Annotated in this window: 22 protein-coding genes; 16 read left to right on the top strand and 6 right to left on the bottom strand. The window is 58.3% G+C overall.

Features of this window, described 5'->3' with window-relative positions:
- Window positions 1-77: 77 nt before the first annotated feature.
- The 4 genes from GOV53_RS11555 to rpsD all read left to right on the top strand — a co-directional run bounded on the left by GOV53_RS11555 (window position 78) and on the right by rpsD (window position 4,909).
- Complete coding sequence (locus GOV53_RS11555; protein WP_170466813.1) at window positions 78-2,360, top strand: adenosylcobalamin-dependent ribonucleoside-diphosphate reductase; 2,283 nt, start codon at window positions 78-80, stop codon at window positions 2,358-2,360.
- A gap of 135 nt (window positions 2,361-2,495) precedes the next feature.
- Window positions 2,496-3,269 carry a hypothetical protein gene (locus tag GOV53_RS11550; RefSeq protein ID WP_170466811.1) on the top strand — a complete coding sequence of 258 codons (774 nt, stop codon included), beginning with the start codon at window positions 2,496-2,498 and terminating at the stop codon, window positions 3,267-3,269.
- Between the two features lie 318 nt (window positions 3,270-3,587).
- Window positions 3,588-4,088 (top strand): hypothetical protein, encoded by a 501-nt coding sequence (locus GOV53_RS11545; RefSeq protein ID WP_170466809.1) that lies wholly within the window; start codon window positions 3,588-3,590, stop codon window positions 4,086-4,088.
- 200 nt (window positions 4,089-4,288) lie between these two features.
- Window positions 4,289-4,909 (top strand): 30S ribosomal protein S4, encoded by a 621-nt coding sequence (rpsD, locus tag GOV53_RS11540; protein WP_170325974.1) that lies wholly within the window; start codon window positions 4,289-4,291, stop codon window positions 4,907-4,909.
- A 54-nt stretch (window positions 4,910-4,963) separates the two neighbouring features.
- Here the strand turns inward: rpsD and GOV53_RS11535 are convergent, their stop codons facing one another.
- On the bottom strand, window positions 4,964-5,845 hold the full coding sequence (locus GOV53_RS11535; protein WP_170466807.1) for an AraC family transcriptional regulator: 882 nt from the start codon (window positions 5,843-5,845) through the stop codon (window positions 4,964-4,966).
- 149 nt (window positions 5,846-5,994) lie between these two features.
- On the opposite strand from GOV53_RS11535, the gene GOV53_RS11530 reads away from it, so the two are divergent.
- Window positions 5,995-6,819 (top strand): SDR family NAD(P)-dependent oxidoreductase, encoded by an 825-nt coding sequence (locus GOV53_RS11530; RefSeq protein WP_170466805.1) that lies wholly within the window; start codon window positions 5,995-5,997, stop codon window positions 6,817-6,819.
- Window positions 6,820-6,821: 2 nt separating this feature from the next.
- Here GOV53_RS11530 and GOV53_RS11525 read toward each other — a convergent pair whose 3' ends face one another.
- Window positions 6,822-7,283: an Lrp/AsnC family transcriptional regulator gene (locus GOV53_RS11525; RefSeq protein WP_170423168.1), complete on the bottom strand. Its 462-nt coding sequence runs from the start codon at window positions 7,281-7,283 to the stop codon at window positions 6,822-6,824.
- A gap of 103 nt (window positions 7,284-7,386) precedes the next feature.
- Here GOV53_RS11525 and GOV53_RS11520 point away from each other — a divergent pair, with 103 nt between their 5' ends.
- From GOV53_RS11520 to GOV53_RS11505, 4 genes are all read left to right on the top strand, one after another.
- A complete protein-coding gene (locus GOV53_RS11520; RefSeq protein ID WP_170466803.1) occupies window positions 7,387-8,802 on the top strand; it encodes an aminotransferase class V-fold PLP-dependent enzyme in 1,416 nt (471 codons plus the stop codon).
- A gap of 64 nt (window positions 8,803-8,866) precedes the next feature.
- Window positions 8,867-9,952 (top strand): histidinol-phosphate transaminase, encoded by a 1,086-nt coding sequence (hisC, locus tag GOV53_RS11515; protein WP_170466801.1) that lies wholly within the window; start codon window positions 8,867-8,869, stop codon window positions 9,950-9,952.
- A complete protein-coding gene (locus GOV53_RS11510; RefSeq protein WP_170466799.1) occupies window positions 9,949-10,869 on the top strand; it encodes a prephenate/arogenate dehydrogenase family protein in 921 nt (306 codons plus the stop codon). Before hisC ends, GOV53_RS11510 begins: the two co-directional genes overlap by 4 nt.
- Window positions 10,866-11,714: an extensin-like domain-containing protein gene (locus GOV53_RS11505; RefSeq protein WP_170466797.1), complete on the top strand. Its 849-nt coding sequence runs from the start codon at window positions 10,866-10,868 to the stop codon at window positions 11,712-11,714. Before GOV53_RS11510 ends, GOV53_RS11505 begins: the two co-directional genes overlap by 4 nt.
- Here the strand turns inward: GOV53_RS11505 and GOV53_RS11500 are convergent.
- Complete coding sequence (locus GOV53_RS11500; protein ID WP_170423158.1) at window positions 11,711-12,712, bottom strand: DUF2125 domain-containing protein; 1,002 nt, start codon at window positions 12,710-12,712, stop codon at window positions 11,711-11,713. The genes GOV53_RS11505 and GOV53_RS11500 overlap by 4 nt on opposite strands.
- A 67-nt stretch (window positions 12,713-12,779) precedes the next feature.
- Here GOV53_RS11500 and GOV53_RS11495 point away from each other — a divergent pair, with 67 nt between their 5' ends.
- The 3 genes from GOV53_RS11495 (at window position 12,780) to GOV53_RS11485 (ending at window position 16,262) form a co-directional block, all read left to right on the top strand.
- Window positions 12,780-13,310, top strand: a complete 531-nt coding sequence (locus GOV53_RS11495; protein ID WP_170466796.1) for a gamma-glutamylcyclotransferase — start codon at window positions 12,780-12,782, stop codon at window positions 13,308-13,310.
- Between the two features lie 69 nt (window positions 13,311-13,379).
- The gene (locus tag GOV53_RS11490; RefSeq protein WP_170466794.1) at window positions 13,380-14,558 is read left to right on the top strand and encodes a biopolymer transporter ExbB; all 1,179 of its coding nucleotides are present in this window, start codon (window positions 13,380-13,382) and stop codon (window positions 14,556-14,558) included.
- Between the two features lie 3 nt (window positions 14,559-14,561).
- Window positions 14,562-16,262 (top strand): peptidoglycan -binding protein, encoded by a 1,701-nt coding sequence (locus GOV53_RS11485; RefSeq protein ID WP_170466791.1) that lies wholly within the window; start codon window positions 14,562-14,564, stop codon window positions 16,260-16,262.
- 24 nt (window positions 16,263-16,286) lie between these two features.
- Here GOV53_RS11485 and GOV53_RS11480 read toward each other — a convergent pair whose 3' ends face one another.
- Window positions 16,287-17,174: a YHYH protein gene (locus GOV53_RS11480; protein WP_170466789.1), complete on the bottom strand. Its 888-nt coding sequence runs from the start codon at window positions 17,172-17,174 to the stop codon at window positions 16,287-16,289.
- A gap of 198 nt (window positions 17,175-17,372) precedes the next feature.
- On the opposite strand from GOV53_RS11480, the gene GOV53_RS11475 reads away from it, so the two are divergent.
- Window positions 17,373-18,026, top strand: a complete 654-nt coding sequence (locus GOV53_RS11475) for a hypothetical protein (protein ID WP_170466786.1) — start codon at window positions 17,373-17,375, stop codon at window positions 18,024-18,026.
- 109 nt (window positions 18,027-18,135) lie between these two features.
- On the opposite strand, the gene clpA is transcribed toward GOV53_RS11475, so the two are convergent.
- Both clpA and gloB read right to left on the bottom strand, forming a co-directional pair.
- Complete coding sequence (gene clpA / locus GOV53_RS11470; RefSeq protein ID WP_170423146.1) at window positions 18,136-20,460, bottom strand: ATP-dependent Clp protease ATP-binding subunit ClpA; 2,325 nt, start codon at window positions 20,458-20,460, stop codon at window positions 18,136-18,138.
- A 172-nt stretch (window positions 20,461-20,632) separates the two neighbouring features.
- Window positions 20,633-21,400 (bottom strand): hydroxyacylglutathione hydrolase, encoded by a 768-nt coding sequence (gene gloB / locus GOV53_RS11465; RefSeq protein WP_170466782.1) that lies wholly within the window; start codon window positions 21,398-21,400, stop codon window positions 20,633-20,635.
- 61 nt (window positions 21,401-21,461) lie between these two features.
- Here gloB and GOV53_RS11460 point away from each other — a divergent pair, with 61 nt between their 5' ends.
- From GOV53_RS11460 to atpA, 3 genes are all read left to right on the top strand, one after another.
- The gene (locus tag GOV53_RS11460; RefSeq protein ID WP_170466777.1) at window positions 21,462-22,196 is read left to right on the top strand and encodes a class I SAM-dependent methyltransferase; all 735 of its coding nucleotides are present in this window, start codon (window positions 21,462-21,464) and stop codon (window positions 22,194-22,196) included.
- Window positions 22,197-22,507: 311 nt separating this feature from the next.
- Complete coding sequence (locus tag GOV53_RS11455) at window positions 22,508-23,068, top strand: F0F1 ATP synthase subunit delta (protein WP_170466774.1); 561 nt, start codon at window positions 22,508-22,510, stop codon at window positions 23,066-23,068.
- Entirely contained in the window at window positions 23,069-24,607 is a 1,539-nt protein-coding gene (gene atpA / locus GOV53_RS11450; RefSeq protein ID WP_152459013.1) for a F0F1 ATP synthase subunit alpha, read from the top strand.
- Window positions 24,608-24,610: the final 3 nt, after the last annotated feature.

Below are 24,610 nucleotides of genomic sequence, written 5' to 3'. Positions count from 1 at the left end.
CTGCCGTCATCAAGGTGTTGTGGTGTGCGTGCGAATTGGGATAGTCTGGATACCTCTTTCAGAACAGGGAATCACCAATGAGCCGCTTTGCCGCCCCCATCGCCGAGCAGATCTGGGACATGAAATACCGTTTCAAACAGGCGGATGGTACGCCCATCGACCAAACGGTCGAGGACAGTTGGCGGCGCATCGCCCGCGATCTGGCGCGGGTCGAGAAGGATCCGGCCCACTGGGAAGATAAGTTCTATGAGGCGCTGGAGGATTTCAAATACCTCCCCGCCGGACGCATCACGGCTGGCGCGGGCACGGCACGGCAGGTGACCCTGTTCAACTGCTTCGTCATGGGCACGGTACCCGACAGCATGGGCGGTATCTTTGACATGCTGAAAGAGGCCGCGCTGACCATGCAACAGGGCGGGGGGATCGGTTATGATTTCTCGACCATTCGCCCACGCGGTGCGGATGTGAAAGGCGTTGCGGCGGACGCATCCGGTCCGCTGAGCTTTATGGATGTGTGGGACGCCATGTGCCGTACGATCATGTCCGCGGGTTCGCGACGCGGGGCGATGATGGCAACCATGCGCTGTGATCACCCGGATATTGAACATTTCATCACCGCCAAATCCGACCCCGCGCGTCTGCGCATGTTTAACATGTCGGTTCTGGTAACCGACCCCTTCATGGAGGCCGTCAAGGCCGATGGCCCGTGGGAGCTGGTGTTCGGTGGCAAAGTCTATCTCACCGTTCAAGCCCGTGATCTGTGGAACAAGATCATGCAGGCGACCTATGATTACGCCGAGCCGGGCGTGATCTTCATCGACCGGATCAACCAGGCCAACAACCTGAGCTATGTCGAAACTATTGCGGCCACAAACCCATGCGGTGAGCAGCCGCTGCCGCCTTATGGTGCGTGCCTGCTGGGCTCGATCAACCTGGCGCGTCTTGTTGCTGAGCCGTTTGAAAACGCGGCACATCTGGACGAGGCGGCTTTGCAGGAATTGGTCGCAACTGCTGTTCGTATGATGGACAACGTCGTCGATGCGTCGAAATTCCCGCTGCCCGAGCAGGCGGCTGAGGCTCAGGCCAAGCGGCGCATCGGGTTGGGTGTTACCGGCTTGGCGGATGCGCTGCTGATGTTGGGCTTGCGATATGGCTCCGACGAGGCGGCGCGTCAGACAGAGCGCTGGTTGCACGCGATCGCCCGCGCCGCGTACCTGGCGTCGGTCGACTTGGCGAAGGAAAAGGGTGCGTTCCCCTTGTTCGATGCTGAGAAATATCTGGCCAGCGGCACGATGCTGCAGATGGATGACGACGTGCGCGATGCGATCCGGGAACACGGCATCCGCAACGCGTTGCTGACGTCAATCGCACCTACGGGGACGATTTCGCTTTACGCAGGCAACGTGTCGTCGGGGATCGAACCAGTCTTTGCCTATGCCTATACGCGTAAGGTTCTGCAGAAGGACGGCTCACGCACCGAAGAAGAGGTCGTGGATTATGCCGTGCAGATGTGGCGCGACAAGTTTGGCGACAAGGAGTTGCCCGACTATTTCGTGAATGCGCAGACCCTGTCTCCTTCCGATCACGTCAAGATGCAGGCAGCCGCGCAGAAGTGGATCGACAGCTCGATCTCGAAGACGATCAACTGCCCCGAAGATATCAGCTTTGACGCCTTCAAGGACGTTTACATGCAGGCCTGGGATCAGGGTTGTAAAGGCTGCACGACGTATCGTCCGAACGATGTAACGGGGTCGGTCCTGACAGTTTCGGAAAGCGACGATAAAGTGCCGGGCGAAAGCGCCAATGCGCCGCACGAGGTCGACGGTGGCGATGTTATCTATATGTCCGAACCGCTGGACCGGCCGCAGTCGCTGGAGGGATCGACGTACAAGCTGAAATGGCCCGACAGCGAGCATGCGATTTATCTGACGATCAACGATATCGTTATCGGTGGGCGACGTCGCCCGTTCGAAGTGTTCATCAACTCGAAGAACATGGAGCACTATGCCTGGACGCTGGCGCTGACCCGGATGATCTCGGCTGTGTTCCGGCGGGGCGGGGATGTTTCTTTCGTGGTGGAAGAGCTGAAGGCCGTGTTCGACCCAAGGGGCGGTGCGTGGGTTCAGGGCAAGTATATCCCGTCGATCCTGGCCGCCATCGGCGGTGTGATCGAACAGCACTTGATCAATATCGGCTTTCTTGAGGGTGAGGGCATGGGCCTGAAATCCGATCCTCAGGCCCAAGTGGTCAACATGGACGCGCCGCGAGGCAAAGCCTGCCCGTCCTGCGGTCAGTTTGACATGGTGATGATCGAGGGATGTATGACCTGCCGCAGCTGCGGGCATTCCAAGTGCGGCTGACTGAACGGCCACACCCTGCTTTGCGGTAGTGGTGCTCCAAGCTGATCGGATGTTTGAACCCTATGGTTTCGAAAAGCCCGTTTCTTGCGGGCTTGTCGGCATTCGGAAAGGGCCTGTTCATTTGGAAGACGTGTTTTGAAAGTCCTAATTCATCAGGGGTTCCACAAAACTGGCACAACGACCCTGCAAAAGACGCTTGAGAAAAACCTGGATGTTCTGAAGGAACAGGTGAACATCCTGTTGCCGCACGATCTGCAGGAGGTCAGTTTGGCCGCTCGGCGCTATGCGGTTTCTCCGAAAGAGCGGACGTTGCAAAATTTTGGCCTGAGACTGCGGCAGGTGCTTGCGCCGTTCGCAGGTGAACGGGACAAACCTTTGCTGATCAGCAACGAAGAGTTGTCGGGCCTTATCCCGGGACGAAAGGGTGTGTGGTCCTATGCGCAAACGCATGTTCTTAGCAGGGCCTTGCTAGATGAGGTGTCGCGCCTGACAGGCGAAAAGGATCGCATCATCTTTCTGTTCACGACCAGAAACGCAGGTGAATGGATCAGAAGCACGTATTGGCAGAACTTGCGCAGCAACAGAATCTGCGAAGACCTCGACCAGTATGGCCAGCGGCTGCAGCATGGCGCGGACCTTGAGGCGGTCGTGCAGCGGGTGTCTGACTGCGTTTCCCCACGGGCCGAGGTTGAGGCGGTTAACGTCTCGGCTCAGGGCGCGCGGGATATGCCGCTGCTGACAGCTCTGTCCAAGCTGAATGTGCGATCAGACCACCTGAGGTCGATCGATGAAAGAAACGTTCAGCCCGAAGGGAGCGCGGATTATTTTCTGGAATTGAACCGATCAGACATGAGCGACGCGGATGTCGCCGTTGCAAAGCGCGCGTACCTGGATGCTTTGAAGGGGTGAACTGGGTTTCGGTTGCTTTTTTGAACGTGCATTCTGAATACACCTTAGCTATTTTGCCGTGAGGGAATCATCCAACGTTTTCATATTTATAACAATGCGTTAGATTTGAATTTTCTGATCACGCCTACCGGTTTAAGCTGTCCTCGCCCATTCTTTTTCGCTCTAAGGTTGATTTTGTATTGAGTGAAGTCTCAACCTGATTTGACTCAGCGGCAACATTTTCGTGATTGCTGCATTTACGTCTCTTTTACGCCAGATTCTGACCTGATAAGACAATGCTAGTGAGCAGTGATGTGTTGAAAGGTACGGGCGGTTGTAATGAGAACCGGTTTTAACGGTCGTGTGGCGATTTCGTGGATACAAACAGAGTTGGATGGGCTTGAGGCAGCGCCTCGGTCCTTTTTGAAGGTCGGAGCGGCATGGTCGTGGCGCGGGCAGGCCGTACACCTCGCCGAGCCAGTCCACCAAGAGCTTGAGCTTTCGGGCGGCTCTAATGATTACTCAGCAAAATATACGAGCAAATTCGCAAACTCTCCGGATTTGCAAGGATCCGCGATGGGTTCTGTAGTGCTGACCAATGGGGCGCAAAAGTTTGCCGCCTCGCTATTCCTGGTGTCGGGAGAGTCGGATCCGGTTCTGATGTTCGAAAACGGATACCCAGCGCGGGATCAAGAATTCTGGGTCAGTGAATTTACCGAGTATGAAAACAACAGCGCATCCGTGCGCTTGGATCGTACTGTGGTTGCGTTTCCAACGCGCTCACCCGCGATTGAAGGCTGGGCTGGCGCTGTGAAGCGAGCAAACACAACGGCTGACTAATCCGTCACGCAAAATACGCCTAACCTTCGTCAAAATCTCTCCGACCGTGTGTTGACTCTGCCCACCTGGCAGATATAAGCGCGGCTTCATTGGTGTTGGTGGACCCCGCAAGGGGATGCCTGTCATGGGGGAAACCTCAAGAGGACAACGCCCTTCATAGTGGCCTGCAAAGGCCTCGACCTAAACGAAGGAGATCAGCCGTGACCAAACGCACGTCTGCCAAGTACAAAATCGACCGCCGGATGGGCGAAAACATCTGGGGTCGTCCGAAATCCCCGATCAACCGTCGTGAATACGGCCCCGGCCAGCACGGTCAGCGCCGCAAGGGTAAACTGTCGGACTTCGGTCTGCAGTTGCGCGCCAAGCAGAAGCTGAAAGGCTACTACGGCGACCTGACCGAGAAGCAGTTCCGCCGCATCTACGCCGAAGCCGAGCGTGTCAAAGGCGACACCGGTGAAAACCTGATCGGCCTGCTGGAGCGCCGCCTGGACGCAGTCGTCTACCGCGCCAAGTTCGTGCCGACCGTCTTTGCTGCACGTCAGTTCGTGAACCACGGCCACGTCAAAGTGAACGGCAAGCGGGTCAACATCCCGTCCTACCGCGTCAAAGAAGGCGACGTGATCGAAGTACGTGACAAGTCCAAGCAACTGGCTGTTGTTCTGGAAGCTGTTGCTCTGGCCGAGCGTGATGTTCCTGACTACATCGACGCCGACCACTCGAAAATGACTGCGACCTTCGTTCGCGCACCTGGCCTGAGCGATGTTCCTTACCCGGTAATGATGGAACCGAACCTGGTCGTCGAATTCTACGCGAAGAACTAATCTTCGCCGATACCACATTCCGAAAGGCCGCGCATTTTGCGCGGCCTTTTTCGTTCAGGCGGCGCTGTGCGTGCCGATATCTTGTCGTGGGGACACGCCGAACTTGCGTGAATATTCTCGGCTGAATTGCGTTGGGCTTTCATACCCGACCTCAAAAGCCGCCTGCGAAACGCTGAGGGTTGCGTGTGACAGCAGCCTGCGTGCCTCGAGCAACCTGAGCTCCTTCTGATATTGCAGGGGTGACTTGGCGGTCACCGATTTGAAGTGAGCGTGAAAGGTCGAAACGCTCATTCCGGCTGCTTGTGCAAGGTCCGGCACGGAAAGCGACGTCTTGAAATCCGAACGAATGACATCGATCACCCGCGCGATCCTGCTGGCGCTACTGTCGCGCCAAAGCATTTGCCGCAACATCCCCCCGTGGTCCGCCTGCAGCAGCCGATAGTGGATCTCGCGACTGATCAACGGTGCCAAAACTTGTGCATCCATCGCGTTCTGGCTGGCGTGAAACAGGCGGGTCATTGCGTCGACCAGGTCAGGAGACGCCTTGGAAACAGCGAGGCTCTGCGCGGTTTCGACATCGGTGGCGTTGGTTTCGTTGTAAACACTTCGCAGAACCGACAAATCCAGCGAGAATACCAGACCCACGTAAGGCTTCTCGCGGCTCGCCTCGGTGACCGAAGCCATCACTGGAACCGAATGGCTGACGATCAGAGAGTCACCTGCTCCGAAATGTACCAGGCGATCGCCTATGCGTGTTTCTTTCTGTCCTTGTAGAACTAGACAGACGATCGGTTCGTAGACCAGAGCCTGAAAGGATTTGCATTTGACGTCGTGGACCAGTCCGAAGCCGTCCAGCGCCGTTGGATAGAACTGCGCGTCTTCGGGTTCTCCGCGCACTGCGCAGCAGATTTCGGAAATCAGATTAGCGTGTGTCATATCGCTTACAGCATAATTTGCAGGCCCTATCGCAGCCAGCGAAAATCCGGGGGCTCAGAGAAATAGGCAGAAATTACGTAGAATCCGGCAGGCAAGGTTTGGCGCAACCGCCTATCTGTTTGTCAGGCTCATTTCAGCGGAGAAGGATCATGCCTCAGACAATCCTTATTACCGGCGCATCGTCGGGTATCGGAAAAGTCACAGCGGAACTGTTTCACAAGCAGGGTTGGAATGTCATCGCGACCATGCGCAGCCCTGAGAAGGAAACCGAGCTGACGCAGCTTGAGAACGTATTGGTTACGCGCTTGGACGTGACCGATGAGGGCTCGATCACGGCGGCTGTCCAAGAAGGGATCGCGCAATTCGGCCAGATAAACGTTCTTCTGAACAACGCGGGTTATGGTGCATATGGTCCGCTCGAGGCCTTTCCGATGGACCGCATTCGTCGTCAGTTCGATACCAACGTGATCGGTTTGCTGGCCGTGACCAAAGCCGTGCTGCCGCATATGCGGGCCAATGGATCGGGCTGCATCGTCAATATCTCGTCCATTGGCGGACAGATCACCTTCCCGCTCGGGGCGCTCTATCACGGGACGAAATTTGCCGTCGAAGGTATTTCAGAGTCGCTGCACTACGAACTGGCGGCGGCCGGCATCAAGGTCAAAATCGTCGAGCCTGGGTTGATTGCCACAGATTTCGGCGGTCGGTCTTTTGATTTCGTGAACGACGAAAGCATGACCGAGTATCAGCCCGTGGTTCAGGCCTTGTTCAGCACTTGGGGGTCTGAAGAAATGGCCTCACGCACGTCGCCGCCAAGTGTCGTTGCGGACGTTATCCTGAATGCGGTTACGGATGGCACCGACACATTGCGCTATCGGGCGGGTGAGGATGCTGTTGAGCTTCTCAACAATCGCAAGGCACTGGATGACGCTACTTTTATCGGTGGCATGAAAACGATGCTCGGGTTGTCCTAAGCTCAAATCGGCAGCGGTCGCCCTTCGGCGATCGCTTCCATCGCGAAATACGAGGTTACACTGTCCAGTTCGACTTTCTCGATCAGGCGTTGATAAACCCTGTCATAGGACGCCATATCCTCGGTCACGACTTTCAACTGATAGTCGTAGTCGCCGCCGATCCTGTGGAAATCCACCACCTCAGGGATTGTCAGGACATGGCTGCGGAAAGCCTGCAACCATTCTGCGGAATGGTGCCGTGTGCGCAGCATCACAAACACCACAAGGCTGAGCCCCAGCTTTTCGCGCGCGATCCGTGCGGTTGATCCCGTGATTACCCCATTTTCGTTCAAAGCTTTCAGGCGTCGCCAGCAGGCGTTCTGCGACAGCCCAACCCGGTCCGCCAGTTCGCGCTGAGACAGTGTGGCGTCCGTTTGAAGCTCGCGCAGTATGCGTTTGTCAATTTGATCTAAGTTTTCGGCCATATTAAAGCATATGACACAAAAAATGAGAAATCCATCCAAAGAAAGGTGAAGTTTCCGCGTCTCGGCTCAATCATATTTGATATTGCAATACGGAGCCTTACAGATGACCTTGTCCAATTTTCGCGCAGCACTCCAATCCACCACTCGCAATTCCAGCCTGCGCGACGGGCTGATCGGAGAGAATGTTCTGATCCCGGGTCTGAATGGGGACGTGCCGCTGGTCTATGCGGATTACGTCGCTTCGGGTCGTGCCATGCGGCAGGTTGAGGATTTTGTCGCCCATGAGGTGCTGCCTTTCTATGCCAACAGCCATACCGAGGCCTCCTATTGCGGGTCCTACATGACCCGTCTGCGCCGCGAAGCGCGCGCGGAAATTGCCCGCATTGTTGGCGCGAGGGGCGAGGATGCCGTGATCTTCACGGGGTCCGGTGCCACTGCGGGTCTTAACCGGCTGGTCAGTCTGATGGGAGTAGAGGAGGCTGACCGGCCGGTTGTCTTGATCGGGCCGTATGAGCATCATTCCAACATTTTGCCCTGGCGGGAAAGCAAGGCGCAGGTGATCGAAATTCCCGAAGCACCCGAGGGCGGCGTCGATATGGATGCTCTGCGCCAGGCGCTGCAGGCCAATGCGGAGTCTGATCTGGTCATTGGGTCTTTTTCGGCCGCGTCCAATGTGACGGGTATCATCACTGACCCGGACCCGATCACGCGCTTGCTTAAGTCTCACGGCGCGGTTTCGATCTGGGACTATGCGGGCGGCGGGCCATACTTGCCGATGGATATGGGGCCAGAGGATGCGCGCAAGGATGCCATCGTGGTGTCTCCGCACAAGTTTCCGGGTGGGCCGGGTGCGTCGGGTGTTCTGATCGTCAACCAGAAAGCAGTGCGCCGTACATGTCCCAGCTGGCCCGGTGGCGGCACCGTCAGCTTCGTTTCGCCCTGGCGGCATGACTATAGCGAAGACCTTGCCACGCGCGAAGAAGCCGGAACGCCGAACGTGATCGGTGATATCCGAGCCGCACTGGCCTTTATCGTCAAGGACGTCGTCGGCACGGATGAGATCGCCAACCGCGAAGCGCAGTACAACAAGATGGCGTTGGACGGGTGGCGGGATAATCCGAACCTGACCCTGCTGGGCACTGAAAACCCGCACCGCTTGCCGATTTTCTCATTCCTTGTCCGGGACAACTCGGGCCAGCCAGTGCATCAGCAACTGTTCACCCGAATGCTCAGCGACATCTATGGCATTCAGGCGCGTGGCGGTTGTGCATGCGCAGGGCCATATGCGCATCGCTTGTTGGAGATCGACCAAGAGACATCCACCGAATTGCATGCTGCTTTGTCTGCGGGTGAGGAATTGAAGAAACCGGGTTGGGTGCGTCTGAACTTCTCGTACCTGATGAGCGAAGAAACGGTTCAGTTCATCATCGACAGCGTCAATGACCTGTCCCGCCGGACTGAGGAGTTCGCCCCGTATTACAACGCTGACCCGGCGACCGCCCGTTTCAAGGCGGCGTGACGGAATTGCCGCTTTTCTCAACCCGTTGAGACAGGTATGAGAGGCTCCAACAACGGAGCCTCTTATGAATAAGATCACCCCACAACCCGGCATTATGGACATCGCGCTCTATCAGGGCGGCCAGTCGCATGTGGCCGGGGTGGAGCATGTGATCAAGCTCAGCTCGAACGAAAACCCGTTCGGCCCCAGCCCCAAGGCGATCGAAGCTGTACGGAACAGCGCTGAAACTCTGCATCGTTACCCCAGCACCGACCACGCTAGCCTACGGGCGGCAGTTGGTGAGCGTCACGGGCTGGAACCGGCGCGGATCATCTGTGGTGTCGGCAGTGACGAGGTGCTGCAATTCATCGCTCAGGCCTATGCCGGGCCGGGGGATGAGGTGATCTATACCGAGCATGGGTTCTCGATGTACCCGATAATCGCGCGCATGGCCGGCGCGACGCCCGTTATGGTGGCCGAACGCGAACGCCATGTGGACGTCGACAACATTTTGGCTGCCGTGAACGGGCAGACGCGGATCGTATTCGTGACCAACCCGGGCAACCCGACCTCGACCATGATCCCCGAGGCGGAACTGGTGCGACTGGCCGAGGCGCTGCCGCCGACTTGCCTGATGGTAATCGACGGGGCCTATGCCGAGTTTGTCGATGGGTTCGACGGTGGCGCGTCCTTGGTGGACCGGTTTGAAAACGTGATCATGACCCGGACCTTTTCCAAGGTGTACGGCCTGGGCGGGATGCGTGTCGGCTGGGGCTATGCCGCGCAGTCGATCATCGATGTGCTGAACAGGGTGCGTCAGCCTTTCAACCTGTCCTTGACCGCTTTGGCGGCGGCCGAAGCTGCGGTGAAAGACGTGGAATTCCTGTCTTTCTGTCAGGCTGAAAATGCGCGTTTGCGGGTGTGGTTGTCAGAGGAACTGGCTAAGATCGGAGTGCCTTCGGACGCGTCCTGCACCAATTTCATCCTCGCCCGTTTTGCCGATCAGGCCGAGGCTGAAGCTTGTGATGATTATCTCAAAACCAAGGGTTTGATCGTGCGCCGAGTGGCGGGCTACAACCTGCCAAACGCCCTGCGGATCACCGTGGGCGATGAAGAATCCTGCCGCCGCGTTGTTGCGGCCATCACTGCGTTCAAAGGGGGCGCCGCATGAGCCAAGTTTATGACCGTGTGGCCCTGATCGGGCTGGGCCTGATTGCCTCGTCCATGTTCTGGGCCATCAAGCGCGCAGGGCTTGCTGGCGAAGTAACCGGTTATGCCCGATCCGAGGCAACCCGTGAGACCGCCCGCCGGATCGGCCTGTGCGACCGCGTGTGTGACACCGCGAAAGAGGCAGTTGAGGGCGCTGACCTCGTCGTGCTTTGTGTTCCCGTGGGCGCGATGGGGGCCGTGGCCGCAGATATCGCGTCGGCGTTGAAACCTGGGGCAACGGTGACCGATGTGGGATCGGTTAAGCGGCACGTTATCCAAGCCGTGTCCCCGCATATTCCCGAAGGAGTGCATTTCATCCCTGCGCACCCATTGGCGGGGACCGAGCATTCCGGTCCGGAGTCCGGCTTTGCCGAGCTGTTTGACAACCGTTGGTGCCTGCTGGTCCCGGTCGAAGGCTCGGACCCGGATGCAATCGCCCGCCTGCGCGCGCTTTGGGAAGGCATGGGCTCGAACGTGGATGAGATGGATGCGGATCACCACGATCTGGTACTTGCTGTCACGTCGCACGCGCCGCACCTGATCGCTTACACGATGGTCGGTGTTGCTGATGACTTGCGCCGGGTCACAGATACCGAGGTCATCAAGTATTCGGCGGCAGGTTTCCGGGATTTCACACGTATCGCGGCATCGGATCCAACGATGTGGCGCGATGTGTTCCTGACCAACAAGGATGCAACGCTTGAGATCCTTGGGCGTTTCACCGAAGAGTTATTCGCATTGCAACGCGCCATCCGCACCGGTGATGGGGAGCAATTGTTCGACTACTTCACCCGCACGCGTGCGATCCGCCGCGGCATCATTGACGCGGGTCAGGATACGGATGCGCCCGACTTTGGGCGGGGGAAAGCGAACCCATGAAACAGCGCTTGAGAACCGCTTTGATCGGATTGGTGGCCGCCTGTGCCGCGTCCGTTCAGGCTGGCGTTCTTGAGCGGTCGTTGATCCCCGTAGCCCGGCCTGACGCCGCTCTGGCCCCCCAGCAACTGGCCTTTAGCAGCGCGATACCTCAGCTGCCCACCTCGAACATCCGGCCCGAACAGCGTCCGGTATCTGCTCAGGTTTTGGCGGTTGCAGCAAGGCCCTCTGATCTGCCCTTGTTGGGGCCTGACACGTCCTTGATGCCTTACCTGCGACCCAAAGCCCTTGAGCAGGAGGCGTTCTTCAAAAAACGCAAGTTGCGCAAAGGGTCGGTGTGCGGCGATATCAACATTCAGGGCAAGGCGGTCGGCCGTGTGCCGGGTCGGATCAAAGCCTGCGGCATCAAGGATGCCGTTCAGATCACGTCGGTATCGGGAGTAGCTCTGAGCCGCCCGTCGACGATGGATTGCGGTACGGCGATTGCGTTGAACAAATGGGTCGACAAAAGCGTTAAGCCAACATTCAAACGGCGCGGTCCAGTGGTAGAGCTGCAGGTTGCCGCGCACTATGCGTGCCGGACGCGCAATAACCAAAAGGGCGCGCGGATTTCCGAACATGGCAAAGGCCGTGCGATCGACATTTCCGCGTTCAAGATGGCGGATGGTGAGGTCGTGACCGTTCTGAATGGGTGGCGCAAGAACCCGTCCAAACGGCAACTGACCAAGATATGGCGTGGGGCCTGCGGGCCGTTCGGGACCGTCTTGGGCCCGAACTCGGATCGGTATCACCGCGATCATTTCCATCTGGATACGGCCCGCCATCGCCGCGGGCCATACTGCCGTTAACGCAGGATCAGGCGTGGTGCGGGCCCTAAAGGCAGCGGACCCAACGCGACGAACCCATCCCGAAAGTTCAGTTGCAGGTCCAGCGCATTTGGATTGCCGCCCAGCCCGGCCATGAAGTTCAGCGCGCGCGTGACAGGGTCAACAGCCTGATCGGGCAGGGCGCCCGCTGCATTGGCCATGGCGATCATGTCGCGCCAGTTTTCGGCTTTGATTGCGATCTCTCCGGTTGGAATACCCTGATGGTCGACATCCAGCTCGCCCGCCGCGAACAGACGCAAAGCACCCCATTTCATCTCGGCCAGTTTCAGGTCGATCTTGACCGGCTGCGGCCTGCTCTGCTCCAAGGCCGAGCGGTCCCAGGGCTTGTTGAACGTCGCTACCATATCCAGCTCAAGCGTTTCGAAAGCCTGTGGCAGAGTGGTCGCCGACCGCATCAACGTGCGCAGGTCGTCGCCGGGGGTAAAGCCGTCAATCCTGGCCTTTACGGAATAGGCCACCGGGATTGGGGTCTGTTCCATCACCAACGCCAGTGTGTCGCCCCCGGCCTGAGGCTCGGCCTCATCGGTGATCGACCATGGCCCGGCGGTCAACGCCATCTTTTCCAGCACCAACGCCACGCCCGGCTGTAGCTGTAGTTCTGCCTGCAGGTCGCTGGCCTCAATGGTAGCCGTCTGATCGTAGTAGGACAGGCGTTGGGGCGTGTCGGCAAAGCGAAGCACCTGTCGGCCGGGCCAAATTGCTGGGCTTTGGAATTCGATCCAATCGGCGCTCCAGGCGGTACCATTGACCGGGTCAGCCAGCGCGGGATTATTCAGGCGCGTGACATGGCGAAAGGGATAGCCAGCCGTTGAGACATCTGAAAAGTCCGCTTGCCAACCAACGTCTTGCTGTTTGTCGAACCACGTGGTGATCGCATTGCGCAACCCGTAACCGGCGACGAACCAATAGGCGCTCCAGATAACCGCTATGAAAATGACGACTCGTATAAGTCCACGCATGGCAGTTGGCCCTTTTTCCCGCGTTGAATTTGATGTTTATAGGCCCAAACGGGCAAGGACCAGAGCTATGACGATGTGGGTTTTCGGATATGGATCACTGTTGTGGAATCCCGGCTTTCCGGTAGTGCGCAGCGAACACGCCACGTTGCACGGCTATGCGCGGTCCTTCTGCATGAGCTCGATCCACCATCGTGGGACCGAAGATCACCCCGGTCTGGTTCTGGCACTGGACGAGCAGGTCGATGCCCACTGCAAGGGATTGGCTCTGGCGGTTGAGGCGGGTCACGAAGACCGCACCCTGCACGAATTGCGCGAGCGTGAGCTGATTTCGTCGGCCTATGTCGAGAAGATGTTGGATGTGCAGTTGGCCAGTGGTGAGGTCGTCAATGCGGTCACTTATGTGATTGATGCTGATCACGTCCAATATTGCGGGGGCATGCCGCTGGAAGAGCAGGCACAGATCATCGCACATGCAGTTGGCGGGCGCGGACCAAACACGGAATACCTGTACAACACTGCGGAACATCTGGCCGAGATTGACTTGCGCGATCCCGATCTTGAGTGGTTGGCGCAACGGGTGCGTGCCATTACCTCATAAACCCTTGGCGTCGTCGGCGGAATTTGGCTAGATTCAAGCCAGAGCAGGCAAAAACCAGGAAACACGCGCATGGCGCAGGCACATCAGGGCGCGAGACCCCATTTCTCGCATCCCATCCGTCAAATTGTGATGATGTTGGTCGCAATTGCCTTGGCGGGCTTGGGTGTCTTTATGGCGCTGCCATATGTGTTGCCGGTATTCGAGGCCAACCCATACCTGAACGGCTTCATCATTCTGGTTTTCATAATCGGCGTGTTCGCCTGTTTCTATCAGGTCACACAGCTGATTGGCTCGGTCCGCTGGATCGAAGCGTTTGTCGGTGGCGTCGTGCGCGAAGACGCCCGCACACCGCAACTATTGGCACCTCTGGCATCGCTGCTGCGCGAGCGGGGGGCAAGATCGCAGATCAGCTCAAGCTCAACCCGGTCGATTCTGGACTCGGTTGCGGAGCGCGTCGAGGAAGAGCGCGAGATCACCCGCTATATCACCAACGTCCTGATCTATCTTGGTCTTTTGGGGACGTTCTTTGGTCTGGCGACAACCGTTCCGGCCATTGTCGACACGATCCGCAGCCTGAACCCACAAGAGGGCGAGGAAGGGCTGGCCGTGTTCAACCGCCTGATGGTCGGGCTCGAGTCCCAACTGCAGGGCATGGGTGTGGCGTTCGGGTCGTCTTTGTTGGGGCTGGCGGGCTCTCTGATCGTTGGCCTGCTAGAGCTTTTTGCGGGCCACGGACAAAACCGGTTCTATCGCGAGCTTGAGGAATGGTTGTCCTCAATCACGCGCGTGGGCTTTGCGTCCGCGGAAGAGGGCGGGGCAGAGATTGCGGTTTTGACGCCCGTTCTGGATGCCATGTCTGAACAGATGGATGCCCTGCAGGATCTGTTTTCCGCGCAAGAGTCCGATCGCGCGACGGTTTCCGTCAAATTGGGTCAGTTGGTCGACGCAATTGGCGAGATGAATGTGCGCCAATCCGAGACCGAAGGCGTTACCGCTGCGCTGGAGCGGGTAGCCCTTGGACAGGACGCGCTGCTGGACCACATGCGTGAGCAGGGCACAGGCGACGGCATTGATGCCGAAAGCCGGATGCGGCTGCGTTCGATGGATGTTCAGCTGCTTCGCATTCTCGAAGAAATCTCTGCTGGCCGACAGGAAAGCATGAGCGAGCTGCGCAAGGACATCGAATTGCTGGTCAAAGCCCTGACACTGCCCAGAGGCGCCGTGCGCACCGCTCCGGAAGGAGAGTAACCCATGGCTCTGTCCCGCCGCACAGGTCAACGTTTTCAGGGTTCGGTCTGGCCGGGCTTTGTGGACGCGATCACCGGGTTGCTGATGGTTCTGACATTCGTTCTGACCATCTTCATGGTGGTTCAGTTCGTGCTGCGCGAGACGATTTCCGGTCAAGAAGACGAGCTGACAGCCCTGTCGGACGAGGTTGCCGCACTGGTCGGTGCCTTGGGTCTTGAAGAGCGCGAAAACAGCCGATTGCAAGCACGCCTTGGGGCGCTGAACGCGACCCTGTCGCAGACCGAGGACACCCTTGCGCGCGCCGAAGTGGATTTGGCCCTGTCACAGGCCCGCATCACTGATTTCGAAGCGCAGGTGGCGGCGCTTCTGGCGGATCAGAACCGCGCGCGTAGTGCGATCTCGACGCTTGAGGCGCAGCGCGAAGCACTGTTGGACGAACGGCAGGCTCTGAACCTGGCGCTGGCGCAAAGCCGGGCTGAGATCGACGAACAGGCAGAGGCGGCCCGTTTGGCAGCCGCACGTCGCGAGGCATTGGAAGCCCTGGTCGCTGATCTGGAACAAAGCGACGCGGCGCAGGCGACCCGGATCGGTGACTTGGAAGATCAGCTCAGCGCGGAAGAGGCCGCGAGACTGGCCGAGGCCGCCGCCGCCGAAAACCTGCGAAACCGCCTGCAGGACGCGGACGCCGAGCTAACTGCCATGACCCTGGCGCTGGAGGCGCAGCGTAAAGAAGCCGAAGATACGCTGACCCTGCTGGCGGCAGCGCAGGCCGCCCGGGCTGAATTGGAACGCCAATTTGGTGCGTTGGATGCTGACGAACTGCAAGCGCAGTTGCAGGCGGCCCTTGCCGCGCAAACCGAAGCCCAGGCCGAAGCGCAGACACAACGCTCGCTGGCGGAAGAACGCGCCAACCTCTTGGCCGTGGCCCGCGAAGCAATCTCGGCTGAGCAGGCGATTTCGGCAAAAGCTCAGCGCGAAACAGCCTTGCTGAATCAACAGATGGCCGCACTGCGTCAGCAGCTTGGTGGGTTGCAGGCTATTCTGGATGACTATGAAGAGCGCAACGCAGCTGCGGATATCCGTATTCAAAGCCTTGGTCAGGACCTGAACGCAGCCCTTGCCCGTGCGGCTTCGGAAGAGCGTCGACGGCGTCTGCTGGAAGAGGCCGAACGCGCCCGGCTGGAAGCTGAGGCCGAGGCCCTGTCTGGTCAGAATCAGGAACTGGCGGCCCAGGCCGAGGATCTGCAGCGCTATCGTTCCGAATTCTTTGGTCGTTTGCGCGATGTTCTGGGCAACGAAGAGGGCGTTCGCATCGAAGGCGACCGGTTCGTGTTCTCGTCCGAGGTACTGTTCGACACCGGCTCTGCCGTCCTATCCCCGGTAGGGCAGCAAGAGGTGGCCAAAGTTGCCGCGATCTTGCGCAGTGTGGCCGCTGAAATCCCCGAAGGCCTGAACTGGGTGATCCGGGTCGACGGCCATACCGACAACGTGCCGCTGGCCGGATCAGGTCGGTATCGTGACAATTGGGAGCTGAGTCAGGGGCGCGCCTTGTCAGTGGTACGCTATATGGTCGACGCTTTGGGCATCCCGCCAAACCGTCTGGCCGCAAATGGATTTGGTGAGTTCCAGCCCGTCAACCCGGCCGACACGCCGGAGGCCCGCGCGCAGAACCGGCGGATCGAGCTGAAACTCACCGAAAGGTAACGTTGCACTCGTTAAACCTACGGATCAGCCACGACCGAACCGAAAGCTAGTATCTGGCTTGCCCGCGAAACAGCGTGGAATAACCGGATAGTTTTCCGTCAGGAAGTAAGCGTAGGTTCCAGATGGATATTCGGGGGAAACCGTAAAGGCTCCGTTACATTCATCCAGGGTCCCGGAACCTGCGACATAGGCATAGTCTTCATTGAACGTGCCGTCATGCTTTCCGTCCGGCTCGTCGCCACCCGGTCGGTTGCCCGCTTTCAGACGGTAAGACGATGTCATTTGCTGGACATTCCCGTCCACGACTCCGGTCATTGCATAAATCGGAAAGCCGTCCGCTGCATATCCGATCAATGGGGAGTGGCGGTTTGGCGCATAGTCCAACAGTTCGATCAAACCGGTGGGTATGCCGTGATAGTGGTACTTACCGTTGGGCTGCACGTGGGCGAAATTCTCATCCAGTCCCAACGTAACCGCACCCCCGAGGGCATTGTAGGACCAACCCGAATTAGGATCACCGTGCCAGAATTCGGCGGCCAAGGGATCGAACACCACTCCGTTCAAAGACACACCAAAGTTCCAGCCCAATTCCAGCGGTGTGACCGTTCGAGCGGATTTGGGATTGGCAGGTATCTTCAAGCTGACATTTTGTTGCGAGATGCCGTGCGGATTGCCTCGGTTGGGGAAGCGACCGACAAGGTGATCGGGAATCCCATTGGCTGACACCTTCAGGCTGTTTTGGGACTCTGAAATCTCTGTCAGGCTGGTTCCGGGATCAACCGTTGCGGCCTGCAGGCGCAGCGGCTGAGTTTCGGTTTCGTCATGGTATCGAAATCTGTGCTGCGCGGTGGCGATGGCAGCTATGGTCGACAGTGCGAATGCGGCGCTCCAAATGGCGACAGTTTTGGTCATCAAAATCCCTTTCGCGTTTCAACATTGAAAGTGAAACGGGTGGCAGGCGGCATTCCGTCGAAAAAATACGATTGCGGCTTTAAGGCAAAGGCGGATCCGCGCCGGAAACAGGGCTGGTCGAGCGAATAATTCGCCCGTCCAAGATGAAACGCACAGGCAGAACTCCTATATCTAACCTAAGGTCTACCGGAGGTGAGCGTGAAAGACAAAACAGCAGAGATACACGTCGCGATGCACGAGGCCTTAAAGGCCCCGCATCAACGTGTGACTCTGTGTCAGACACGGCGAGGTCTCCGGTTTTGGATAAAGCGTGTTGAGCGTTTTGCGCCACATCTCTGGCTGGTCAAAGGCAAACCTGAACAAGCTTTTGATCGGGATCGGCAGTCCCATCTCTATCTCTGGAACCGCGGTGTGGCTGTACCAAGGATTCTGGCCGAGGGTTCGGATTACATCGTCGTTGAGGACGCCGGAAGCAGTCTGACCAAGTTTTGCAAAGATGCCTATGTCACAACGGTCGATAAGCTCAAGGCCTGCCGCGCTGCAGGACGGGCGCTGGCGCGTTTGCACGCGATGGACCTGGCGCATGGTCGGCCGGCATTCAGGGATATGTGCTGGGACGGACAGCAGACTCGCTTGATAGATTTTGAGTATTTCTCGCCGTCCAAAGCTGGGCGACTGCGCAAGGCGCGCGACCTGGGGATAGCGATCCTTTCTGCGCTTGCTCAGGGTCTTGAAGGGCCGCGCTATGCGCAATGCCTCTTGTTGGCGTATCTTGCGGCGCGAGACAGGCAACCAAAGGCCATGCCGATACCGTGTCCCGTGCCAAACAGTCAGTCACGCGTTCGAAAATAACTTTGGGTTCGCGGTTTACGGCTCTCGGGCCAACCAAGCGCAGCCGCAGAACTCCGAAAAGAAAAACCCGCCTCAAAAGGCGGGTTTTCTGTTTGCAGTGCGGCGTCACTTAGTCCGCTGTCAGCAATGGAGGCTTGTCACCCGGAATGCGCGGCTGATCGGGGCCGAGGATTTCCAGGTTCAGCTCACCCTTCTTCACCGAGACGCGGACCACACCACCCTTGGCCAGTTTGCCGAACAACAGTTCCTCGGCCAGCGGCTTTTTGATGTGTTCCTGGATCACGCGGCCCAGCGGACGTGCGCCCATCTTGTCGTCATAGCCCTTGTCGGCCAACCATTCAGCGGCCTTCTTGGTCAGGTCGATGGTCACGTTGCGGTCCAGCAGCTGCGCTTCTAGTTGCAGGACGAATTTCTCGACCACCTGCAGGATGACCTCTTTCGGCAGAGGCGCGAAGGAAATCACCGCATCCAGACGGTTGCGGAATTCCGGCGTGAAGGTCCGTTCGATCGCTGCGGTGTCCTCGCCCTCGCGACGGTCGCGGCCAAAGCCGATGGCAGCCTTTGCCTGTTCCTGCGCGCCCGCGTTCGAGGTCATGATCAGTACCACGTTGCGGAAGTTCACTGTGCGGCCATTGTGATCGGTCAACTCGCCGTGGTCCATCACCTGCAACAGGATATTGAACACATCCGGGTGTGCTTTTTCGATCTCATCCAGCAGCAGCACGCAATGTGGATGCTGGTCGACACCGTCGGTCAGCAGACCGCCTTGATCAAATCCGACATAGCCCGGAGGTGCGCCGATCAGACGGGAGACCGCGTGTTTCTCCATGTATTCCGACATATCGAACCGCAGCAACTCCACACCCAGAGTGTCGGCCAATTGCTTCGCCACCTCGGTTTTGCCCACACCGGTCGGACCAGCGAACAGGTAGTTGCCGATGGGCTTTTCGGGCTCACGAAGACCGGCGCGGGCCAGTTTGATGGCACTGGACAGCGCGACAATCGCGTCATCCTGACCAAACACCACCCGTTTCAGCGAGGCTTCGAGGTCTTTCAGAACCTCGGCATCGTCCTTGGTGACGTTTTTCGGCGGAATGCGCGCAATCTTGGCGACAACCGCTTCGATCTCTTTGACGCCGATGGTCTTGCGGCGCTTGCTTTCCGCGACCAGATGCTGTGCTGCTCCGGCCTCATCGATCACGTCGATGGCCTTGTCAGGCAGTTTGCGGTCGTTGATGTAACGCGCCGAAAGCTCCACAGCGGTCTTGATCGCATCCGCGGTATATTTGATCTCGTGATGCTTTTCGAAATAGGGCTTCAGGCCGCGCAGGATTTTCACGCTGTCTTCAACCGACGGCTCGTTCACGTCGATCTTCTGGAACCGGCGGCTGAGCGCGCGGTCTTTTTCGAAGTGCTGGCGGAACTCCTTGTAAGTGGTCGAGCCCATCGTGCGCAGCTTGCCGCCCTGCAGGGCAGGCTTCAGCAGGTTCGACGCGTCCATGGCACCGCCCGAAGTGGCACCTGCACCGATCACCGTGTGAATCTCGTCGATGAAAAGCACTGCGTCCGGGTGATCTTCTAACTCGGTCACGACGGCCTTCAAGCGTTCCTCAAAGTCACCGCGATAGCGGGTGCCGGCCAGCAGCGCGCCCATGTCCAGCGAATAAATCGTGGTTTCGGACAGCACGTCAGGCGCTTCTCCGGCCACGATCTTATGGGCCAAACCTTCGGCAATCGCTGTTTTACCCACGCCAGGGTCACCCACCAACAGTGGGTTGTTCTTGCGGCGGCGGCACAGAACCTGAATGCAGCGCTCGACCTCATCGGCGCGACCGATCAGCGGGTCAACGTCGCCAGCACGGGATTTTGCGTTCAGATCAACGCAGTATTTTCCAAGCGCGCTTTCCTTCTGATCGCCTTCGGTCGCGCCAGATTGAACCTCTTCCTCAACCTGATCCGCACCTGAAACCGAACGGTTTTCACCATAGGCCGGGTCTTTGGCGACGCCATGCGCGATGAAGTTGACCGCGTCATAGCGGGTCATGTCCTGTTCCTGCAGGAAGTAGGCAGCGTTGCTTTCGCGTTCGGCAAAGATGGCAACCAGCACGTTCGCGCCTGTTACCTCGGTCCGGCCCGAGCTTTGGACGTGGATCGCTGCGCGCTGAATAACGCGCTGGAAGGCGGCTGTAGGGACGGCTTCTGAGCCGTCAATGTCTGTGACAAGGTTCGACAGATCCTCGTCAATGAATTCGACCAGAGTGCTGCGCAGTTCATCCAGATCTACGCTGCAGGCTTTCATGACGCGGATCGCATCAGGTTCTTCCAGCAGCGCCAGAAGCAGATGCTCTAGCGTAGCAAATTCGTGACGCCGTTCGTTCGCTGCCGCCAGGGCCGCGTGAATGGCTTGTTCTAATGTGCTCGAGAATGAAGGCACGCGGGTGCTCCTCTGTCTTGGGTCGAAAGGGGCAGGCTTCGGCCGGATCCCCATCCCAACCATGTCCTCATACTATTAGAGTTTGGTTGATCGTGGCCCGGCTTCAAGGGTTTTCTTTCACTTGACAGTCACATTTCACGTGACCGTGGCCGTGAGGAGGGCAATTTGGGCACTAGAAGCGGTCTTTTCTAGCCCTGATCTCTGCAAAAACTTCCGCTGGGTCGGCGTTTTGCATTCCCAGATGCGCCTGAATCGCCGGATCCGTTGCCCGAAGAAAGGGGTTAGTGGCCTTTTCCAGCGCCAGAGTCGACGGCACCGTGGGTTCGCCAGCTGCCCGCGCACGATCAATATCGGCCATGCGTTGCTGCAGTGCGGCATTGCCCGGGTCCACAGTAATCGCAAATTTCGCGTTTGACTGGGTGTATTCATGTCCCGAACAGACCAGCGTGTCATCAGGCAGTGCCGCCAGTTTGCTGAGCGAGGCCCACATCTGCGGTGCAGTGCCTTCGAACAGGCGACCGCAGCCCAAAGCCATCAGGCTGTCGGCGGTGAACACGACCGCGCTTTGGGGCATGTAATAAGCAACGTGTCCGACCGTATGGCCTGAAACGTCCATCACCTGCACCGGCTCGCCGCCGAACTCGAAGCTATCACCGTCGCTGACTTCTTGATCCAACGGGGGCAGGCGGTGTGCGTCTGCGGCAGCTCCGATCACTTTGGCGGAGTGTTTTTCCAAAATGCCGGGCAACCCATCCACGTGGTCCCAGTGGTGGTGCGTCAAAAGGACGTGGGTCAGCGTCCAGCCACGCTTGTCCAACTCGGCCAGAATGGGACCAGCCTCGGGCGCGTCGATCAGGGCGGTGTTGCCGCTAACGGCGTCATGCGCCAGAAAAGCGTAGTTATCGCTGAGACATGGGATGGTAACGATCTCAAGAGGCATGGCCTTTTGCCCTTTCGTTGCTAGACTGCGCCCAGCTAAGCCGATTGACCGGGTGTCTGCAATGCATCTTGATGTGCAGGATTTGAGGAATTTCTACTATCGCAGCACCCTCGGGCGTGCGGCGCAGGCTGCGATCCGTGGGCGCCTGACCCAGCAATGGCCAGAGGCCAAAGGGCAAACGGTCGTCGGCTTTGGGTTCGCGGTACCGCTGCTGCGCCCTTACCTTGCGGATGCTCGGCGCGTCATTGGGCTGATGCCGGGGCCACAAGGGGTCATGCCGTGGCCCGCAGGGATGCCCAATGTGTCCGTTCTGACGGAGGAGACCTTGTGGCCGATCGAAACCGGCCATGTTGACAAACTGGTCGTGATGCATGGGCTTGAGACAACGCAGCGGCCCAGCCAATTGCTGAATGAGTGTTGGCGTGTCCTTGGCCCCGGGGGGCGTGCATACTTTATCGTGCCAAACCGGGCGGGGCTGTGGTCGCGGACTGATCGAACGCCGTTCGGCTTTGGTCGGCCCTATTCAGCAACGCAGCTGGAAAATCAGCTTAAGGCGCATCACTTCATCCCGGAAAGCCATTGTTCGGCCCTGTACCTGCCGCCATCCTTCCGCCGGTTTTGGCTGAAATCCGGCAGTCTGATCGAAAAGACCGGCCAGCGCTTGCCAACCATAATGGCGGGCGGTGTTCTGATGGTCGAAGTGACAAAGCATATCCGTCCCCCCAGCGGCAACGTCACGAAGGAGGCCGAGCGCCGCCCGATCAAAGCGCTTGATGGGCTTTTGAAGCCTGCCTGATATACGCGTCATCTTTCCCCCGTCAAATCGAGAAAAATGAGGGAAAAAGGACACAGGAATCGCAAAAACCTACAGTTTCGTAACATTTTTCGGCCTGCTCAGCCGGATAAAAGGGTCGCACCTTGTCTAAGTGACTGAAAAATAATGTTTTGTGGATAAACCTATTGCCGTGATAATATGTTGCTAGCTGGGTTAGGCTCTGCTACATCCCCGGTGATTTTGATCCCCGACCGTCTGGCCGGGGTTTCTTCACGCCCCCGGGGTAGCTGCCGCAACGCGAATTCGGGGCCCAAAATATCGGAAGGGTGGACGTGTCCGAACCAGCTTCGATTTCCACAGGCATCGCCGAGCGCTATGCCACCGCGATCTTTGAGATCGCCAAAGAGAATAATGACCTCGCAGGTCTGGAAACCGGAATCAACGATCTGGCAGCAGCATTGGGCGAAAGCGCCGAACTGCGCGACCTGATCTCATCGCCTCTGGTTTCGCGCGCCGAACAAGAAGGCGCCATTACCGCAATCGCTGACAAAATGGGTCTGCACGCCATCCTGCGCAACACGCTGGGTCTGATGGCACAGAAACGCCGCCTGTTCGTTGTGCCGCAACTGGTGCAGGTTCTGCGCGACATGCTGGCTGACGAGCGTGGCGAAGTGACTGCCGATGTTGCCTCGGCCAAGGCGCTGACCAAGACGCAAATGGAAAAACTGTCCAAGACGCTGTCCGAGCGCGTGGGCAAGACCGTGACTATCAATGCGACCGTGGATGAAAGCCTCATCGGCGGTCTTGTCGTTAAAGTGGGCTCGAAAATGATCGATAGCTCGATCCGTTCGAAGCTGAACTCCCTACAGAATGCAATGAAAGAGGTCGGATAAATGGGAATCCAAGCTGCAGAGATTTCTGCAATCCTGAAGGACCAGATCAAGAATTTTGGTCAAGAAGCCGAAGTGGCCGAGATCGGCCGCGTGCTGAGCGTCGGTGACGGGATTGCCCGTGTATACGGCCTGGACAATGTGCAAGCGGGTGAAATGGTCGAATTCCCCGGTGGCATCATGGGCATGGCTCTGAACCTGGAAAGCGACAACGTCGGTGTCGTTATCTTCGGCTCCGACCGTGACATCAAAGAAGGTGACACCGTCAAGCGCACCAACTCGATCGTGGACGTTCCGATCGGTGACGAGCTGCTGGGCCGCGTTGTTGACGGTCTGGGCAACCCGCTGGACGGCAAAGGCCCGATCAACGCGACCAAGCGAGGCGTTGCAGACGTTAAAGCCCCCGGCATCATCCCGCGTAAATCGGTTCACGAGCCGATGGCAACCGGCCTGAAATCGGTTGACGCGATGATCCCGATTGGCCGTGGCCAGCGTGAGCTGATCATTGGTGACCGTCAGACCGGTAAAACCGCCGTTGCTCTGGACGCGATCCTGAACCAGAAAACCTACAACGACGCAGCAGGCGACGACGAGTCGAAGAAACTGTACTGCGTTTACGTTGCGATCGGTCAAAAGCGTTCGACCGTTGCGCAGCTGGTGAAGAAACTGGAAGAATCCGGTGCGATTGAATACTCGATCGTTGTGGCCGCAACCGCGTCCGACCCGGCACCGATGCAGTTCCTGGCACCCTACGCCGCAACCGCGATGGCCGAATACTTCCGTGACAACGGCCGCCACGCGCTGATCATCTATGATGACCTTTCGAAACAGGCTGTTTCGTATCGTCAGATGTCGCTGCTGCTGCGTCGCCCGCCCGGACGTGAAGCCTATCCTGGCGACGTTTTCTACCTCCACTCGCGCCTGCTGGAACGTTCGGCGAAGCTGAACGAAGACTTCGGTGCCGGTTCGCTGACCGCTCTGCCGGTTATCGAAACGCAAGGTGGTGACGTTTCGGCGTTTATTCCGACCAACGTGATCTCGATCACCGACGGCCAGATCTTCCTTGAAACCGAACTGTTCTACCAGGGCATCCGTCCTGCTGTGAACACCGGTCTGTCGGTTTCGCGTGTGGGCTCTTCGGCTCAGACCAACTCGATGAAGTCGGTTGCCGGTCCGGTTAAGCTGGAGCTGGCTCAGTACCGCGAAATGGCTGCGTTTGCGCAGTTCGGTTCCGACCTTGACGCCGCGACCCAGCAGCTGCTGAACCGTGGTGCGCGTCTGACCGAGCTGATGAAACAGCCGCAGTACTCGCCGCTGACCAACGCTGAAATCGTCTGTGTCATCTTTGCAGGTACCAACGGTTACCTCGACAAGATCGATGTGTCCGACGTTGGCCGTTACGAAGCTGGCCTGCTGGCGCACCTGCGTGGCAAACACGCGGATCTGCTTCAGTGGATCACGGACGAAGATCCCAAGATCAAGGGTGACGCTTCCGACAAGATCAAGGCTGCGCTGGACGAATACGCCGCAACCTTCGCTTAAGGG

The sequence above is a fragment of the Ruegeria arenilitoris genome, assembly GCF_013035315.1.
Taxonomy (GTDB): domain Bacteria; phylum Pseudomonadota; class Alphaproteobacteria; order Rhodobacterales; family Rhodobacteraceae; genus Ruegeria; species Ruegeria arenilitoris_D.
The sequence above is the reverse complement of the archived record's forward strand: the minus strand, read 5'-3'. Positions and strand labels throughout refer to the sequence as shown.

Coding starts and splice junctions, on each gene's coding strand:
- GOV53_RS11460 (WP_170466777.1), top strand. CDS start 21,462: ATGCATCTTGATGTGCAGGATTTGAGGAATTTCTACTATCGCAGCACC.
- GOV53_RS11495 (WP_170466796.1), top strand. CDS start 12,780: ATGACGATGTGGGTTTTCGGATATGGATCACTGTTGTGGAATCCCGGC.
- GOV53_RS11535 (WP_170466807.1), bottom strand. CDS start 5,845: ATGACACACGCTAATCTGATTTCCGAAATCTGCTGCGCAGTGCGCGGA.
- GOV53_RS11545 (WP_170466809.1), top strand. CDS start 3,588: ATGAGAACCGGTTTTAACGGTCGTGTGGCGATTTCGTGGATACAAACA.
- GOV53_RS11505 (WP_170466797.1), top strand. CDS start 10,866: ATGAAACAGCGCTTGAGAACCGCTTTGATCGGATTGGTGGCCGCCTGT.
- GOV53_RS11490 (WP_170466794.1), top strand. CDS start 13,380: ATGGCGCAGGCACATCAGGGCGCGAGACCCCATTTCTCGCATCCCATC.
- GOV53_RS11480 (WP_170466789.1), bottom strand. CDS start 17,174: ATGACCAAAACTGTCGCCATTTGGAGCGCCGCATTCGCACTGTCGACC.
- GOV53_RS11525 (WP_170423168.1), bottom strand. CDS start 7,283: ATGGCCGAAAACTTAGATCAAATTGACAAACGCATACTGCGCGAGCTT.
- GOV53_RS11500 (WP_170423158.1), bottom strand. CDS start 12,712: ATGCGTGGACTTATACGAGTCGTCATTTTCATAGCGGTTATCTGGAGC.
- GOV53_RS11555 (WP_170466813.1), top strand. CDS start 78: ATGAGCCGCTTTGCCGCCCCCATCGCCGAGCAGATCTGGGACATGAAA.
- atpA (WP_152459013.1), top strand. CDS start 23,069: ATGGGAATCCAAGCTGCAGAGATTTCTGCAATCCTGAAGGACCAGATC.
- GOV53_RS11485 (WP_170466791.1), top strand. CDS start 14,562: ATGGCTCTGTCCCGCCGCACAGGTCAACGTTTTCAGGGTTCGGTCTGG.
- gloB (WP_170466782.1), bottom strand. CDS start 21,400: ATGCCTCTTGAGATCGTTACCATCCCATGTCTCAGCGATAACTACGCT.
- GOV53_RS11510 (WP_170466799.1), top strand. CDS start 9,949: ATGAGCCAAGTTTATGACCGTGTGGCCCTGATCGGGCTGGGCCTGATT.
- hisC (WP_170466801.1), top strand. CDS start 8,867: ATGAATAAGATCACCCCACAACCCGGCATTATGGACATCGCGCTCTAT.
- GOV53_RS11520 (WP_170466803.1), top strand. CDS start 7,387: ATGACCTTGTCCAATTTTCGCGCAGCACTCCAATCCACCACTCGCAAT.
- GOV53_RS11530 (WP_170466805.1), top strand. CDS start 5,995: ATGCCTCAGACAATCCTTATTACCGGCGCATCGTCGGGTATCGGAAAA.